The organism is Sphingomonas albertensis (genome assembly GCF_014358075.1).
GTDB classification, from domain to species: domain Bacteria; phylum Pseudomonadota; class Alphaproteobacteria; order Sphingomonadales; family Sphingomonadaceae; genus Sphingomonas; species Sphingomonas albertensis.
The window spans coordinates 1-11,397 of the sequence record NZ_JACONT010000048.1 but is presented as its reverse complement, the minus strand read 5'-3'; the positions used below and the strand labels follow the sequence as shown (position 1 = coordinate 11,397).

Annotated in this window: 25 protein-coding genes; 4 read left to right on the top strand and 21 right to left on the bottom strand. The window is 63.4% G+C overall.

The genetic code is table 11. The annotated features are described in order from the left end of the window. Window positions 1-142: 142 nt before the first annotated feature. Window positions 143-1,057 carry an ROK family protein gene (locus tag H8S47_RS16835; protein WP_187504934.1) on the top strand — a complete coding sequence of 305 codons (915 nt, stop codon included), beginning with the start codon at window positions 143-145 and terminating at the stop codon, window positions 1,055-1,057. Window positions 1,058-1,083: 26 nt separating this feature from the next. On the opposite strand, the gene H8S47_RS16830 is transcribed toward H8S47_RS16835, so the two are convergent. The 21 genes from H8S47_RS16830 to H8S47_RS16730 form a co-directional block, all read right to left on the bottom strand. Further along, the gene (locus H8S47_RS16830) at window positions 1,084-2,010 is read right to left on the bottom strand and encodes a tyrosine-type recombinase/integrase (protein ID WP_214655140.1); all 927 of its coding nucleotides are present in this window, start codon (window positions 2,008-2,010) and stop codon (window positions 1,084-1,086) included. A 79-nt stretch (window positions 2,011-2,089) separates the two neighbouring features. Further along, entirely contained in the window at window positions 2,090-2,371 is a 282-nt protein-coding gene (locus H8S47_RS16825; protein ID WP_187504932.1) for a hypothetical protein, read from the bottom strand. Continuing rightward, complete coding sequence (locus tag H8S47_RS16820) at window positions 2,364-2,693, bottom strand: hypothetical protein (RefSeq protein ID WP_187504931.1); 330 nt, start codon at window positions 2,691-2,693, stop codon at window positions 2,364-2,366. Before H8S47_RS16820 ends, H8S47_RS16825 begins: the two co-directional genes overlap by 8 nt. A gap of 187 nt (window positions 2,694-2,880) precedes the next feature. Continuing rightward, window positions 2,881-3,465 (bottom strand): hypothetical protein, encoded by a 585-nt coding sequence (locus H8S47_RS16815; RefSeq protein WP_187504930.1) that lies wholly within the window; start codon window positions 3,463-3,465, stop codon window positions 2,881-2,883. Next, window positions 3,462-3,686 carry a hypothetical protein gene (locus tag H8S47_RS16810; protein ID WP_187504929.1) on the bottom strand — a complete coding sequence of 75 codons (225 nt, stop codon included), beginning with the start codon at window positions 3,684-3,686 and terminating at the stop codon, window positions 3,462-3,464. Before H8S47_RS16810 ends, H8S47_RS16815 begins: the two co-directional genes overlap by 4 nt. Further along, entirely contained in the window at window positions 3,683-4,171 is a 489-nt protein-coding gene (locus H8S47_RS16805) for a hypothetical protein (protein ID WP_187504928.1), read from the bottom strand. The genes H8S47_RS16810 and H8S47_RS16805 overlap by 4 nt, the downstream gene beginning before the upstream one ends. A 53-nt stretch (window positions 4,172-4,224) precedes the next feature. Next, complete coding sequence (locus H8S47_RS16800) at window positions 4,225-4,497, bottom strand: hypothetical protein (RefSeq protein ID WP_187504927.1); 273 nt, start codon at window positions 4,495-4,497, stop codon at window positions 4,225-4,227. Continuing rightward, entirely contained in the window at window positions 4,494-4,934 is a 441-nt protein-coding gene (locus H8S47_RS16795; RefSeq protein WP_187504926.1) for a hypothetical protein, read from the bottom strand. The genes H8S47_RS16800 and H8S47_RS16795 overlap by 4 nt, the downstream gene beginning before the upstream one ends. Continuing rightward, a complete protein-coding gene (locus tag H8S47_RS16790) occupies window positions 4,931-5,278 on the bottom strand; it encodes a hypothetical protein (RefSeq protein WP_187504925.1) in 348 nt (115 codons plus the stop codon). The genes H8S47_RS16795 and H8S47_RS16790 overlap by 4 nt, the downstream gene beginning before the upstream one ends. A 38-nt stretch (window positions 5,279-5,316) precedes the next feature. Then, the gene (locus H8S47_RS16785; protein WP_187504924.1) at window positions 5,317-5,952 is read right to left on the bottom strand and encodes a lambda exonuclease family protein; all 636 of its coding nucleotides are present in this window, start codon (window positions 5,950-5,952) and stop codon (window positions 5,317-5,319) included. Then, window positions 5,952-6,599 carry a hypothetical protein gene (locus H8S47_RS16780; protein ID WP_187504923.1) on the bottom strand — a complete coding sequence of 216 codons (648 nt, stop codon included), beginning with the start codon at window positions 6,597-6,599 and terminating at the stop codon, window positions 5,952-5,954. The genes H8S47_RS16785 and H8S47_RS16780 overlap by 1 nt, the downstream gene beginning before the upstream one ends. 163 nt (window positions 6,600-6,762) lie before the next feature. Further along, complete coding sequence (locus H8S47_RS16775; protein WP_187504922.1) at window positions 6,763-6,999, bottom strand: hypothetical protein; 237 nt, start codon at window positions 6,997-6,999, stop codon at window positions 6,763-6,765. Beyond that, entirely contained in the window at window positions 6,999-7,160 is a 162-nt protein-coding gene (locus H8S47_RS16770; protein ID WP_187504921.1) for a hypothetical protein, read from the bottom strand. The genes H8S47_RS16775 and H8S47_RS16770 overlap by 1 nt, the downstream gene beginning before the upstream one ends. A 38-nt stretch (window positions 7,161-7,198) precedes the next feature. Then, the gene (locus H8S47_RS16765) at window positions 7,199-7,408 is read right to left on the bottom strand and encodes a hypothetical protein (RefSeq protein WP_187504920.1); all 210 of its coding nucleotides are present in this window, start codon (window positions 7,406-7,408) and stop codon (window positions 7,199-7,201) included. Then, window positions 7,405-7,692, bottom strand: coding sequence for a hypothetical protein (locus H8S47_RS16760; RefSeq protein ID WP_187504919.1), 288 nt, complete (start codon window positions 7,690-7,692; stop codon window positions 7,405-7,407). Before H8S47_RS16760 ends, H8S47_RS16765 begins: the two co-directional genes overlap by 4 nt. Then, window positions 7,689-7,889 carry a hypothetical protein gene (locus H8S47_RS16755; RefSeq protein ID WP_187504918.1) on the bottom strand — a complete coding sequence of 67 codons (201 nt, stop codon included), beginning with the start codon at window positions 7,887-7,889 and terminating at the stop codon, window positions 7,689-7,691. Before H8S47_RS16755 ends, H8S47_RS16760 begins: the two co-directional genes overlap by 4 nt. Then, window positions 7,886-8,284, bottom strand: a complete 399-nt coding sequence (locus H8S47_RS16750) for a hypothetical protein (RefSeq protein WP_187504917.1) — start codon at window positions 8,282-8,284, stop codon at window positions 7,886-7,888. The genes H8S47_RS16755 and H8S47_RS16750 overlap by 4 nt, the downstream gene beginning before the upstream one ends. Then, window positions 8,281-8,508, bottom strand: a complete 228-nt coding sequence (locus H8S47_RS16745; protein WP_187504916.1) for a hypothetical protein — start codon at window positions 8,506-8,508, stop codon at window positions 8,281-8,283. Before H8S47_RS16745 ends, H8S47_RS16750 begins: the two co-directional genes overlap by 4 nt. Continuing rightward, window positions 8,505-8,792, bottom strand: coding sequence for a hypothetical protein (locus tag H8S47_RS16740; RefSeq protein WP_214655139.1), 288 nt, complete (start codon window positions 8,790-8,792; stop codon window positions 8,505-8,507). Before H8S47_RS16740 ends, H8S47_RS16745 begins: the two co-directional genes overlap by 4 nt. Continuing rightward, window positions 8,792-9,151: a hypothetical protein gene (locus H8S47_RS16735; RefSeq protein ID WP_187504915.1), complete on the bottom strand. Its 360-nt coding sequence runs from the start codon at window positions 9,149-9,151 to the stop codon at window positions 8,792-8,794. The genes H8S47_RS16740 and H8S47_RS16735 overlap by 1 nt, the downstream gene beginning before the upstream one ends. Before the next feature lie 112 nt (window positions 9,152-9,263). Then, window positions 9,264-9,842, bottom strand: coding sequence for a LexA family protein (locus H8S47_RS16730; protein ID WP_187504914.1), 579 nt, complete (start codon window positions 9,840-9,842; stop codon window positions 9,264-9,266). 96 nt (window positions 9,843-9,938) lie between these two features. Here H8S47_RS16730 and H8S47_RS19250 point away from each other — a divergent pair, with 96 nt between their 5' ends. The 3 genes from H8S47_RS19250 to H8S47_RS16720 all read left to right on the top strand — a co-directional run bounded on the left by H8S47_RS19250 (window position 9,939) and on the right by H8S47_RS16720 (window position 11,266). Further along, window positions 9,939-10,226 carry a carph-isopro domain-containing protein gene (locus H8S47_RS19250; protein WP_398457365.1) on the top strand — a complete coding sequence of 96 codons (288 nt, stop codon included), beginning with the start codon at window positions 9,939-9,941 and terminating at the stop codon, window positions 10,224-10,226. Continuing rightward, window positions 10,223-10,630 (top strand): hypothetical protein, encoded by a 408-nt coding sequence (locus H8S47_RS16725; RefSeq protein ID WP_187504913.1) that lies wholly within the window; start codon window positions 10,223-10,225, stop codon window positions 10,628-10,630. The genes H8S47_RS19250 and H8S47_RS16725 overlap by 4 nt, the downstream gene beginning before the upstream one ends. A gap of 207 nt (window positions 10,631-10,837) precedes the next feature. Then, window positions 10,838-11,266: a hypothetical protein gene (locus tag H8S47_RS16720; protein ID WP_187504912.1), complete on the top strand. Its 429-nt coding sequence runs from the start codon at window positions 10,838-10,840 to the stop codon at window positions 11,264-11,266. Window positions 11,267-11,397 lie beyond the last annotated feature (131 nt).

The window sequence follows — 11,397 nt, the reverse complement described above, 5'->3', positions numbered from 1 at the left end:
GAACTCGGCAGGCATAACGCATGACCGGGCGTATCGACAGCGGATGAAATCATCGCTCACGGTGATCGTCACAGCCGACCTGCTCTTGACGCGAGGGCCCCGGCGAAGGAAGCGGGCGCCAGCAACGCGTTGGGAGTTCAGGATGACGGAAGCACCTCTGGTCGCAGGGATCGAACTCGGCGGGACAAAATGCATTTGCATTCTTGCGCGCGGACCCGACCAGATCGAGGAAACCGTGCGTATCCCGACCACGCGGCCCGACGAGACGCTGGCCGCGATCGAGGCAGTGCTGGATCGCTGGAGCGGGTTCGTCGCGATCGGCATCGCCAGTTTCGGTCCGGTGTCGATCGATCGCCACTCGCACGACTATGGCCATATCACGACGACGCCCAAGCCGGGCTGGGCGGGCACCGACATCGCCGGACGGTTGAAGCGGCGCTACGGCGTGCCGACCGGCTTTCACAGCGACGTCGTCGGCGCGGCGTTGGCCGAGGCGCGATGGGGCGCGGCGAAGGGCTTGCCCGATATTGCCTATGTCACGGTCGGCACCGGTGTCGGCGCCGGCATGATCGCGAACAACCGCCCGGTCGACGGGCTGACGCATTCCGAACTCGGTCATATCCGCCCCGCACGGTTCCAGGGCGACGACTGGGTCGGCAACTGCCCGTTCCACGGCGCCTGCATCGAGGGTCTCGTCGCGGGTCCCGCGATCGCGGCGCGGATCGGGCATCCCGCGGACGAGGCCCCCGCCGAGCATCCGGTCTGGGACAGCGTCGCCGATGCGCTGGGCCAACTTTGCCATACGCTCGTGCTCACCGGCATCCCGCGCCGGATCGTCATGGGCGGCGGCGTCATGGGCGCGTCGCACCTGTTTCCGCGTGTGCGCGCGGCGATGACCCGCAGCCTCGGCGGCTATATCACGCTACCGGAGGTGGCGCTGACCGACACGTTCATCGTACCGCCGGCGCTCGGCAACAATGCCGGGCCCCTGGGCGCGATCGTGCTGGGTGCTCAAGCACTTGGCCTTCAGTTGGAAACATCGTTTACGGCGTCTTAAGATTGCCGGTTTTTTCTGTTGTCATATCAGGACTTTGCGACCGCTGTTTTCGATGATGATGAGAGTTTTCCCGTTCCCGGATCGTTCCGGCCCCATTTCAGCATAGCGGCGCTAGCGATCTTGGGCTGGTTTCGCTCCTTCGCGTAATGCTCAACCATCGCCAGCGATTGCCCGGTGACTGAGCTTACCTCGGCGGTTGAGCACTCGGCTTCGAGCAACGCATTCACGGCGTTTCGGCGTAGGCCGTGGGGCACCAAATCGGCCCCATTGGCCTCGCCAAACTTCGTTACCCACTCACGAAACGTTGCGGGTCGGAGCGGCGTGCCCTTCATGTTGCGAAGGATCGTCAGCGTCTTGCGCTTGGTATCGTCCAGCAGGACGGCGAGGCGAGGGTGCTGCGGTATCAGAAGGGGCGTGCCGGTCTTCTGCTGTTTGACCGGGATCAGCCCCTCAGCGGTTAGGGCGTTCCACGTCATGCCGCACGTGTCGCCGGTGCGCTGCCCGGTATAGAGATGCAGATGTACAGCCAGGCGGAATAGCTCGTCATCGCTATCCAGCGCCTTCTCAAGCAGGTGTTCCGGCCAAGCTTCATGCTCGCCGCCATCGTACTCGTCGATCTTGGTTGTCGGATCGGTCAACCCGGGACGGCGAGCGCTGGCCCATTTGTAGATGATATGCATCACGCGCAGCATCATGTTCGCCGCACCTCGGGTATCGGCATGCTCGTCCATAACGAACGTCTGCACATCGCCTTGGCTGATGTCAGTAAGCGGCGCCTGTCCGAAGATCACCAACAGCCGCTCGAGATAGGTCGTGTAGAGCTTCTGGGTGTTGACCGCACGATCGGTGAAGTCGGCGCTCTTGAGATAGAGGCGAACCGTCCCTGAAAACGTACCCGGGTGCCCCGCAGCTTGCTTGGCCTCGACACGCTGGAGGTGCGCGATCTTTCGCATGAAGCCATCTGGATCGGTAAGAGGGTCAGGTAGGCGGATCCAAGGCTTGCTGCTCGTCCAGTAGTAGTATTTCCGGCCCTTAGCGCGTTTGACTGCCACGCCCGGCCACGCGACGGTTCGCCGCATAATTCGATGCTCCCTCTCTCCAGTTGGCGGTAAGCTTTCCGCCCGCCTTGATCGTATCGACCGCGGCATCGATGTCGGCAATGTCCCAAGCGTCGGCACCATCATGCGTGAAGGGCGGTGGCATCTCGCCGCACGCAACCGCCGTGCGGAAGTCGCGCTCGGTCCCATAGCCGGAATACGATGCGGCGATCTTGGCCCGCTGTACCCGGGGCCAGTGTGGCAAGCGCTCACCCATCCCCACGCTCCTTCCCCCCAACACCCCCCGCCGTCGCCCCCTGCTCAAGGTGCTGGCGGACTGCTAGGCCGAGTGGGGTGAGGATCACATCACGCACGTCTGAACGCCACGAGAACATCGGGATCACCAGATATACCAACCCCAGATCGAGAAGGCGCTTCTTCACTCGACCAGCGTTTTGGCATCTCCAGCGCGTGTCGCGATGAGGCCCGTCCGGCGTCTCGATGGCGCCCAAAACAACCGCCCGCTGCGCCTCCGTCAGCTTCGCCGCCACGTCTGCAACAGACCCCGCCTCGGTGTTGGTGGTCGGGTTCTGGGTCATAGCTTTTCCAGACGATTGTCGTTTGCGTCGCGAGTGCGAGGGCCTGCGTATGGCCCGTCAGTGTCGCCGCAGCCGGTGCATGTCAGCATGAAGTCAGCACCCTCGCCGGTCGGAACCTGCCCGACCCGGTGAGTGCGCTTGGCGTCTTTGCATGTCGTGCAAACATGGTGGTCGAAGTCGTAGCGGATCATCTTCCAGCCCCTTCGTGTTGCGAGCGTGAGGTGGCGAGAGTCCGGATGGTCGATTTCAGCCGCGACAAGGCCGGACCGACGTGGCCGCTGTACCCGTTCGCAACCGCGTCCAGGTCCTCGCACCAGTCCAGCTCGTCCAGCCGATCGCAAAGGAACTCGGACTGCGCGAGAAGTAACGCCACCCCTTCGTCATTCGCTGCCGCAACGGTGGCGGGGGTGGGGGACGGATGCGCTACAACAATTGTACGATCCAGTCCCATCGCTCCAAGCAAGTCAGCCGGTGCATTTCGCTTGCCGTCCGCAAACTCGTAGGCGTGGGTAGGGTTCACGTCGTTGGCCTTGCACCATGCTCGCAGCGTTTCGCCTTTGGTCGTGCCACGAAGCATCGCTCGCACACTGTCCTCCGTGTATCGCTCCACCTCCCCCGGCGCTGGCAGTGTCTGCGGGGAGAGGGCGGCGGAGACGGCGCGGACGGCAACCGAATACGGAACCGACCCGGTAGCCGTGTTGGTGTCTTCGTGCATCCCGGCGCGGATCAGCAAAGTGTTCGCCTCGGGGCTCGGGTTGGGATTGGGGGTCATGCGGCCCTCCATGATGCTAGCCGGTCTTCGGTGTCGTTGACGAAATCCTCGCCGTGCTGTTGAGCGGCCCACGACGGGTGGCAGGGTGCGACCGGGTAATCGACGTCAGTTGGCCCTTCGTGCGCCACGTCGATGTCGATCAACAGGCCATTGACGCATTCCACGTCCTCACCGAACCGACCGTCGAACCAGCCGTTACGGCAGTGCTTGCACCCGCTCATGCCCCACCTCGGGCGTTGAGGGCGGCCTTCTCCGCGATGTCGATGCAGAACCCGAAAGCGCGCCACGTCGGGCTGTCTTCCTTGTAGCTGCGGCGTTCGGCAATCAGGTCGCGGACGATCGCGTTCCGTGTCTCCGCTTCTCGCGTCTGGGTGGCATCGATCGGTTTGCCGGCGTCGGCAAGGTGATCGGGAGTGAGGGCGAGTGCGATGCGTGCGGCTGCAATGGCAACCGGCATAACACCCTGATCGTCGTATCGGCTTTCGCGGGTGGGCTTGGCGGTATGCGGCGAACTATTCCCCTCCGCGCGTTGTGCTTCAGCCTCTCGCGCGCACCAGACTGCAAGATCCGCCCCTTCGCCCGACTTGCAAGGATGGGAGGCTTGCTCCGTGACCGCTTCGAAGCCGCGAACAATCAGGCGGTAAAGCTCGTCCTCCTTCGCCTGCCAGCCGTTCGGTTTGAACTCCATGATGATCCGATGCGCCATTTCCCGCGCGCGCAACTCCTGCGCAACCGGCACCGCTTGCTGTTCTGATGTCGTCACGCTGCGAGCTCCTTTGCTTCGGCTTTGGCTTTGGCGCGCTTGGCAGCCTGGTCGCGCAGTTTCGCGCGAGCCATGTGGAGCGCGCAATCAAGGGTGACGGACTCGCTGGTAGCCGTGTCCTCGCCCGCTGCAACCGTGACCGACACGCTGCCGTCGAAGCTCTCGCTGTTCGGTGCGTGCGCGGTGAAGGCCAACGTTACATAGCGCTCGTCGGGATGGCGGATGCTCTGGAGCATGACGCCGATTGCGTTGATCTCTTGGGCGTTCATGCTGCTTGTGCCTCCCCTTCGCGGCGTAAATCGGTAATGTCGCAGCCGAGCCATTTGCTCAGCGTCGCCAGCGCCCAGTCCACAAAGGCCTTGCGCTCGTCCTCGGTCATCTTCGCGAACGACGTGCTCTCGTAATCGCGGAACACGTCGCCGCTCGGCAGTGTAACGAGGCGCACCAAGCCGCGGCGGTCCTTGAGTATCTTGTGGAGCATTTCGGGATCCAGGGCGTCGCCTTCGATCCGTTCCGACAGCATCGGCGCAGCGACAGCTAGGCAAGCCCAGTAAAGGGCGTTCCGTTTGACGTTGCCCGCGGTGCGCGTGATGCGGACCCGAACCGGACCGTCATCGATCGCGGCCAGCGCGGCTTCGGCGATCGGGCCGACCGGGCGCAACCCGCCAAGCACGCGACGGAAAATCAGTGGTGCAGCATCGCTCACAGCAGTTCTCCCAAGAGATAATCGTCACGGTTCGCGACCGCGATGGCGACCAGATCGACGCCGGTCTTCGCGAGAAACGCCGCTTCGGACCCCAGCAGGTGCACCGAGCTCGTCCCCATGTTGTGGCAACCGGGGCAAACCTTCACGACCAGCATGTGATCACGACGCGAGCCCTTCCCGGGCGCGTTGGCGAGGATGTGGTGAACCACTGTTCCGCCGTGCCGACCGCAGCCCATGCAGATGTCACCTAGCGTGTCCCAGTATGCCTGCTCGTCGGCGTTCGGCTTGATCCCGCGCGAGACAGCCTTGCGGGCTACCTTGCGGACCGGGGCGGTGCGGCGCATCGGCGTCTTGGCGCGAAGGGGGGTGTGCCTGGCGAGCATCACGCGGCCTTCTGGTAGCGGTCGGTCAAGGCGACGTAATCGCGCTCGACCTCAGCCAGAAACTCGATCACCGCCGCCTCAATCGCCGCAATCATCTCGTCGTTGCGAGGAACGCGCGTGACGTGAAGCTGCATGTCGACGCCCCAGCGCGGATCATACGAAGCGAAGTCACACCACTGGCGACCGGTGCAGGCCATCTGGAACTGCATCTGCTTCATGTATTTGTCGGCGATCGGCCCGCCCAAGAGCGTTGCTTGATGCGTCGCCGGGTTCGGGCACTTGATCTCTACCATGCCGTCAGCCTCGACCAGCCCGTCAGGTGAAGCGCCGGCCATCGTGATCGTCGGGTGTGGCACGAAGCCTTCCTCGATCACCGACAGGCCGGTGGTGAAGGCGTAGCAGTCGCGCGCGTTGGGCTCCTGATCTGTCCCCCACTGCATGGCGGCATTCGTGAAGCTCGGCTCGCACTGGCCAAGCACGCGCTCGCGGACGATCTGCGAAAGGTAGTCGGCACGGCTTGCGCCCCACCCCTTCGCGGTCTTAGCCATCACGTCGGCTATGCGGGAGGCCGTGACCTTGCCAGCACGAGCGGCGAACCATTCCGGCGTCCGTTGTTCGATAGGTGCGCTCGCCATTACGCAGCCTCCTGCTGTGGCGCCGCGTTCTTCGCCGCCAGCTTCTTCTCCAGCATGCCCTTCGCGTGCTCGTACCGATCGGCAGGAAGCTCGGGCAGCGCACCGATCTTGTAGAAGGTGCAGAACCCGCGCATGTCGGCGCCTGCTTGTTCCGCCAGCGTCATCAGATGCGCTCGCTGGTGGTCGTCGATTACGTCCGCCTTGGGCGCGAACTCGTCGGTCATTGCGGCGATGTATTTGTTGTCGTCGAACTTGCCCAGGAACACGTCGGCGTTAAACCCGAGCTGCGACAAGCCCTTGGTCAGGCCATCCGTGCTAGCCTTCTTGGGGGCATCGCTGTCGAGCTTCGGACCGGCCTTGCTGACCGGCTTCATCTCAGCGCTGCCGTAGAGCGGCCCGAACGTGTTGCTGCGGTCGCCGTGCCAGATCGTCACCGGCACGATTACCAAGCCATCGGTAAACACGGGGTCGCCGTTGGTGTAGCCCCAGCCGATGCCGACAGGGCCGAACACTTCGGTTGCCCGCATGATCTGGTAGTGCGCGCTGATCGCCGTGAACCCGCCGCGCTGGTTCACCTTCTTGGTGTGTGCGGGGTCGGTCTTCTCGACTGCGTTCCAGATGCGCAGGTTTGCGTTTGTCTCGGTCAACGGACGTTCTCCACACGAGGAAGGGGAGTGGCGGGGGTGCGCAACGCAGCAGCCCGCTCAGCCCACGTCCGCCCGTCTGCACAGCGCAGAGGGAAGGGAGAGACGTAGGCGCCGGGGATGAAGGGGCGGGCGCGGGTCAGGGCCTTCGTGGATGCGGGGACGGTCATGCGTCACCTGCGCGGGCGAGCGTGGCGGCGCGACGGTCAAGCTCGGCGCGCGCATCATTCGACATGCAGGCCGTTCGGGTGGCGAACGACATGCCGATTAGCTCAGCTTCGGATGCGTCGCGGATGTGATCAGCGCTGTTCCAGTGGGCCGGTGCGGCAGTGCTCGGCACGTAGTGATCGTCGCAGGCAAACTTGCTCGCGACACAGCGCGGGCAGGACGAATTCCAAGCCATTAGATATGCTCCTGAGTGCGGGCGGGCAGGGCAGCGAGCGCGGCGTCACAGCGCTTGCGATAGGCGGCGAGGTCAGCAGCGAGGCGATCGGCGCGACGGTCGAAGTCAGCGCTGGCGGCAACCGTGAACACGACGTCGGTCATGTCCCGCGGCTCAAACATGCGAACCGGCGTTCCGAAGAAGGCGTGGTGCGGGGCGTTCACAGCGCGCCTCCGAGCTTCGTCACGCGCTTGCCGGCTATGGCGAACAGCGCGTCCGTCATGGCGCGCGGATCAGTCGAGAAGAACGCGTCGTGCGGCTGCGATGACTGCGCGTGGTCAGCAACCGCGCGGCACTCGTCCAGCGTCCAGTCGCGGCCCGGTACTGGCGGGTTGCGCTTGGGGGCGGTGGTGAAATGGGCGGGCTTCATGCCAGTGCCTCCGACAGATCGTCCCACGACACGCCCAGCACGGTCAGCAACCGGCCGCGCAATTCGTCGCCGCAAGCCACGGCGCGCAGGGTGTGAGGGTGCGCGAAAATCTCGTCGACCAGATGGCTAGGCGACAGATCCTCGGGGTCGATGTCGGCTGCGGTCTCAGCGGCAAACGCGGTGCACGAGAAGTTCGGGCGACCGTGTAACTGCTGCTGAGCGCCGCACTCGCGGCACCGGGCTAGCGGGCTGTCTGCGCGCCAGATGGTTGCGTGCGGGCTCATGACTGCACCGCGGCGCTCGAAGCTGCCCGGAACTTAGCGATTTCCAGCATGCGCGGGTCTTTGTCGAAACAGCCTGTATCAATCGCCGTGTGCTTCGTAACGCCGACCATGCCGGTGATGATCGTTTTGAACAGGTTGCGGTCTGCTGCCGTCACGTCCTGCGCGGACTGAGGCGTGAGCTTCTGGTGCGCGCTCATGCTGCGGTTGCCTTTGCGATGGCGGCGTCGATCGCGTCGAGGATGCTTTTCAGTGTGCCCTCAAACTCCGCGTCACCGTCATAACCGGCGGTGGTCCACAGCGTTGCAACTGCGGGCAGCGCGGAGGTGAGCGCGGCGAGCAGATCAGGCGCGGCCGCGATCAGGCGATAGTCTGCCTCATTCTCGAACAGCGTGCCACTGCCCTCGCAGGTGCCGAACACACAGACCGGCGAACCGTCCGCGCCCTCGATACCAGCCGGCTCGTTGAAAGCTCCGACCAGCTCGTCATCATCGCCATCATAGGGGACAGCAGGAATGATCGTCCAAGGACCCGGCGTATGCTTCGCCGTCACGTCCTGCGCGGGCTGAGGCGTGAGCTTCTGGTGCGCGCTCATGATGCCACCTGCATTGCGGGCGCAGCCACCAAATGACCGCGACCCATCAGCCAGCCGAGGTGTACGCTCTCCAGTTCCTCGTCGCCGTACGTGAAGCCCTTGGCCTCCATTTCGCACCAAGCATCCATGAACGGCTGATCGTCGCGCGCATTGAGGTCGAACACCTCTCCAGTGTCCGTCACGTCCTGCGCGTTGGCGGTGGGGGAGGGGGTGTGACGGGTCATGCTGCGGTGACCTTTCGAGCGGCCAGCATTGCATCAGCGTACCGATAGGCGAGTTGCGCCTTGATCTGGTCTTCGCTGCGCAGCGCAGGCTTGTAGCTGTCGTTATGAGGGTTGCGGCCACGGTCGGCGCCTTGCTCGGTGGCGATGCGTTCATGCTTCGGCTCTGGGGCATGCGCGGCGAACCAGTCGCGAAGCGTCATGCCGGGCGCGCCATTGGTGACCGGGAAACCCTCTGCGGTGTAGATGTCCGGCGTGGGGAACGCGAGCGGGTTGTCGAGCGCCATTATGCGGCCTCCGCGATCGGCGCGGTAAAGCCTTCGCCGAGGCAAACCTCGCAAGCATCGCAAAGCTCGGGCTCTACTGGAACGACACCGCCACTATAGCCCGTGCCTTTGCAATCGGCGCACTGGATGCCAGCGGCTGTAGCAACGCACTCCGCCGTCAGCTCATCCTCGAAAGCCTCCGAGCCGTCGGCCAGCTCGTACATCGGGCCAGTGTCGAGCATGTCCGCTTCGTGTTCGCCGAAGTGACGCGTAACGGTCGTAATGAACGGTGCGGGACCGTCCGATGCTGTCGATGTGAAGAGAACCTGTGTGCCGACAGGAAACTGAAACACCGTCGGTTCGGTAAGGGTATGGGACATAACGCCTCCAAATCAGCGACTGGCCGGATGCCGTTGCTGTCTGGAGACTTAATACCGATATTCGGTAACGTCCGTCAATACCGAATATCGGTTTATTTTTGCAGGTCGGTTCCTACAGAGAAGAACCTGTCCATACCGCTCGCCCAAGAACCATGAAATCGCACTCGCTAACGAGAAACGGCTGGTGCTCGGGGCTATCCGACACCGGCTCGAACCGCGCCGGCTTGGCGTGGTATCGTTTCACGGTGACTTCGTGGTCTCCATTCTGGATCAGGTAGCAGCGGTTATCTTGCAGCACCTTCTGGTCGGGATCGACTACGATCCAGCCGCCATCGCGGATCAAAAGATTCATACTGTCGCCGATAACCTCAACTGCAAACGCGCGCGAGCTGGCAATGCCTTGAGGTATGGTCATGCGACGGTCTGGCATATCAATGGCTTCGCGCCAAGCGCCGGCCGCTGCTATTCCTATCACTGGTACGGATTGAACACCGACAGCGCCTTCCGGCTTGAGCGATAGCAGGCTGTAGATCTTAACGGCCTCGCCCACCTCGACGCGCCTGGTGCCATTCAAGATCTTCGCAAGCGCCGACTTGTGGGTCAGCCCCACAGCCGCGGCTAGGCTCTCCTGCGTGTAGCCGCTGGCCTTGATTGCGGTTTTGACCCGCTCGGTATCGAACTCGAATTGCATGCACCGAATATGACCGAGAGGCGTTCCGGGGCTATCTGATAAATTCGGTACCGAACCCTCTTGCCAACGATACCGATAATCGGTACTTTCGCTTTTATGCACACGGTACACCTCATCGTCGAAGCGTTCGGAGGCCCGAGCGCCCTCGCTGCCAAGACTGGCAACGCTCAGCAAACCGTCAGCTACTGGAATACCCGTAGCCCCCCCGAGATTCCACCACTCCATAGGCCGCATGTTCTTACTGCCGCTCGCAAGAATGGTGTGGAGCTACCCGCCGAAGCTCAAGCATATCTGCGCTCCAAGCTGCGCACGCCGAAAGCTGAGACGTCCGTCAAGCGCACCCGCAAGCCCTCCGGCGCTCCCAGCGATCGAGTAGCGGCATGAGCGGGCGCGTCGAGGTCATCGAAGGCGCTGTCTTCGCGGTCCGCTATCCGTTCGTTCGCGAGACCTATCAGAGCATCGGCGAAGATGGCTACGTTGACATTCTCTCGTGGCGGCCCGGAACTACGTGCGAGAACACGTGGGATGGCGACGTAGATTACGGCGCAGACGGCGAAGGGTGGCAGCGGCTTACCGTCGTCGGTGTGTACCAGCCACCGCGCTTCCCCACCCGCGTTTTTTACACGCGCGATTGGGTCAATCCGGATGGCATCGCATTCGGCAAGCGGTCGCTGCAAATCTGCACCCGCGAGAAGTTCAAGCGTCTGATTGCTGGGTATAAGTTCCATTACGAGCTGAACCGAGCCGATGCGCCGGTAGCAGCGCTCCCCGAAACGCCAGCAGCATGAGCATCGAGTCCGACACCCGCTGCGTGTCCTGCGGCCGCTGCTCCCTGTGGTGCACCTGCATCGGCACGTTCGCCATGCCCTGCATCTGCGAGCGCGACGAGCAGGGCGCGGCAGACCAGCACGCGAAACGCAACGGGGCCGGACTGCCAGCGGGGATGGTCGGTGATCTCCATACCGGTTCTAATCTTACAACTCGGGAGCGTAATCATGCGTGACGCGAACACGATCGTGCGAGAGCGGCAACAGGATATTCGTTGCGCGATGGACGACCTCGACATCAGCCTGAAGGCTGCGGCGGGGAAGGCAGACATGCCGGTGTCGACGTTCACCTCCTATTTCCACGCCGAAAAGGACCGCATCCCCGCGACGCTCAATGTCGCCGGGCTGTTCAAGCTGGTGAAGGGCGAGGCGCTTCCGCTCGACCTGCTGTCGATGCTGCTGCCGAACGGTTACCAGATCGTCCGCGCGCCCGACGAGATCGACCACGATCGCCTTTGCGAGATCATGGCGAGCTACCTCGCTGAAAAGAACCGTGCGCACCATCCGGATAGCGAAGCGGGACGCGACATCGGGCCAAACGAAAGCGCCAACCTTGGCTGCATCGTCATGCAGTTGGTCGGGGGGATCGCGGCGTGAAAATCTGGCCATTCACTTCCGCCAGCACCGCTCCGACACCATCGGAAGCCGCCCGCATCCTCAGCGACGAAGCCCGCGCTCAGAAGGCCCGCCGCACCGCCATGCTCGACACCCTTCGTGGCTGTGTCGCT

Excerpts from the sequence above, each read along its gene's own strand:
- H8S47_RS16835 (WP_187504934.1), top strand. The coding sequence starts at position 143 with ATGACGGAAGCACCTCTGGTCGCAGGGATCGAACTCGGCGGGACAAAA.
- H8S47_RS16830 (WP_214655140.1), bottom strand. The coding sequence starts at position 2,010 with ATGCGAAAGATCGCGCACCTCCAGCGTGTCGAGGCCAAGCAAGCTGCG.
- H8S47_RS16825 (WP_187504932.1), bottom strand. The coding sequence starts at position 2,371 with ATGGGTGAGCGCTTGCCACACTGGCCCCGGGTACAGCGGGCCAAGATC.
- H8S47_RS16820 (WP_187504931.1), bottom strand. The coding sequence starts at position 2,693 with ATGACCCAGAACCCGACCACCAACACCGAGGCGGGGTCTGTTGCAGAC.
- H8S47_RS16815 (WP_187504930.1), bottom strand. The coding sequence starts at position 3,465 with ATGACCCCCAATCCCAACCCGAGCCCCGAGGCGAACACTTTGCTGATC.
- H8S47_RS16810 (WP_187504929.1), bottom strand. The coding sequence starts at position 3,686 with ATGAGCGGGTGCAAGCACTGCCGTAACGGCTGGTTCGACGGTCGGTTC.
- H8S47_RS16805 (WP_187504928.1), bottom strand. The coding sequence starts at position 4,171 with ATGGCGCATCGGATCATCATGGAGTTCAAACCGAACGGCTGGCAGGCG.
- H8S47_RS16800 (WP_187504927.1), bottom strand. The coding sequence starts at position 4,497 with ATGAACGCCCAAGAGATCAACGCAATCGGCGTCATGCTCCAGAGCATC.
- H8S47_RS16790 (WP_187504925.1), bottom strand. The coding sequence starts at position 5,278 with ATGCGCCGCACCGCCCCGGTCCGCAAGGTAGCCCGCAAGGCTGTCTCG.
- H8S47_RS16785 (WP_187504924.1), bottom strand. The coding sequence starts at position 5,952 with ATGGCGAGCGCACCTATCGAACAACGGACGCCGGAATGGTTCGCCGCT.
- H8S47_RS16775 (WP_187504922.1), bottom strand. The coding sequence starts at position 6,999 with ATGGCTTGGAATTCGTCCTGCCCGCGCTGTGTCGCGAGCAAGTTTGCC.
- H8S47_RS16770 (WP_187504921.1), bottom strand. The coding sequence starts at position 7,160 with ATGTTTGAGCCGCGGGACATGACCGACGTCGTGTTCACGGTTGCCGCC.
- H8S47_RS16765 (WP_187504920.1), bottom strand. The coding sequence starts at position 7,408 with ATGAAGCCCGCCCATTTCACCACCGCCCCCAAGCGCAACCCGCCAGTA.
- H8S47_RS16760 (WP_187504919.1), bottom strand. The coding sequence starts at position 7,692 with ATGAGCCCGCACGCAACCATCTGGCGCGCAGACAGCCCGCTAGCCCGG.
- H8S47_RS16755 (WP_187504918.1), bottom strand. The coding sequence starts at position 7,889 with ATGAGCGCGCACCAGAAGCTCACGCCTCAGTCCGCGCAGGACGTGACG.
- H8S47_RS16750 (WP_187504917.1), bottom strand. The coding sequence starts at position 8,284 with ATGAGCGCGCACCAGAAGCTCACGCCTCAGCCCGCGCAGGACGTGACG.
- H8S47_RS16745 (WP_187504916.1), bottom strand. The coding sequence starts at position 8,508 with ATGACCCGTCACACCCCCTCCCCCACCGCCAACGCGCAGGACGTGACG.
- H8S47_RS16740 (WP_214655139.1), bottom strand. The coding sequence starts at position 8,792 with ATGGCGCTCGACAACCCGCTCGCGTTCCCCACGCCGGACATCTACACC.
- H8S47_RS16735 (WP_187504915.1), bottom strand. The coding sequence starts at position 9,151 with ATGTCCCATACCCTTACCGAACCGACGGTGTTTCAGTTTCCTGTCGGC.
- H8S47_RS16730 (WP_187504914.1), bottom strand. The coding sequence starts at position 9,842 with ATGCAATTCGAGTTCGATACCGAGCGGGTCAAAACCGCAATCAAGGCC.
- H8S47_RS19250 (WP_398457365.1), top strand. The coding sequence starts at position 9,939 with ATGCACACGGTACACCTCATCGTCGAAGCGTTCGGAGGCCCGAGCGCC.
- H8S47_RS16725 (WP_187504913.1), top strand. The coding sequence starts at position 10,223 with ATGAGCGGGCGCGTCGAGGTCATCGAAGGCGCTGTCTTCGCGGTCCGC.
- H8S47_RS16720 (WP_187504912.1), top strand. The coding sequence starts at position 10,838 with ATGCGTGACGCGAACACGATCGTGCGAGAGCGGCAACAGGATATTCGT.